Below are 869 nucleotides of genomic sequence, written 5' to 3' on the forward strand. Positions count from 1 at the left end.
TTAGAGCGTGTCCTATGTGGTGAGGCGGACGAGTCGCTTGTAGCAGCACAGGGCGGCGGCGAGGCCGAGAAAGGCCAGGTAGTTGCGGGGATGGCGCTCGTAGCGGTGGTTGAGACGGCGATACCCGGTCAGCCAGGACATCGTCCGCTCGATCACCCACCTTCGCCGGCCGAGACGTTCGGATGACTCGACGCCTTTGCGTGCGATGCGGACGCCGATGCGTTTGCCGCGTAACCATTTCCGCAGGTGGGGGACGTCGTAGGCCTTGTCGGCGTGCAGGCGGGCGGGTTTGAAGTGGCGTCCGCGGTGGGGGTCGTGTCTCGTTTGGTGACCGAGCACCATGGGCTTCAGCGCTTGGCTGTCGTGGGTGTTGGCCGCAGAAAGCCCGACGAGGAGGGGCAGTCCGGCCGCGTCCGACAGGACGTGCATTTTGGAGCCCGGCTTGCCTCGGTCCACGGGGCTCGGACCTGTGAGTTCGCCCCCTTTTTGGCCCTGACGTGGGCGGAGTCGAGGACCGCGCGGGAGAGGTCGAGCAAGCCGGCGTCGTCGAGCCGGTGCAGGATCTCCTCGTGCAGCCGGCCCCAGACTCCGGCCCTCGACCAGATCAGGAACCGGCGGTGGGCCGTCGACTTCGATATCCCGAAGCAGGGCGGCAAGGCCCGCCAGGAACACCCGCTGACCAGGACATAGATGATCGCCGCGAACAGCGTCTCATCAGGCGTATCCGCTGTTCCGCCGCCCTGCGGCCGCACCCTCGACGGCGGGATCAGCGGCTCCGCGATCTCCCACAGCCCGTCCGGAACGATCCAACTCCAAGTACCCCGCCCCATACCGACGTCAACGACGCCTCACCACATAGGACACGCTCT

The 869-nt window shown here is 66.9% G+C and carries 1 protein-coding gene; it reads right to left on the reverse strand.

The window, feature by feature from the left end; all coding sequences use genetic code 11:
• Positions 1-12 precede the first annotated feature (12 nt).
• A protein-coding gene (locus IE244_RS41575) for an IS5 family transposase (protein WP_191878768.1) occupies positions 13-830 on the reverse strand; the annotation gives its coding sequence in 2 pieces (ribosomal slippage) (positions 13-488 and positions 488-830; 819 coding nt in all).
• Between the last annotated feature and the right edge of the window lie 39 nt (positions 831-869).

This window comes from Streptomyces filipinensis, from assembly GCF_014649495.1.
Classification (GTDB): domain Bacteria; phylum Actinomycetota; class Actinomycetes; order Streptomycetales; family Streptomycetaceae; genus Streptomyces; species Streptomyces filipinensis.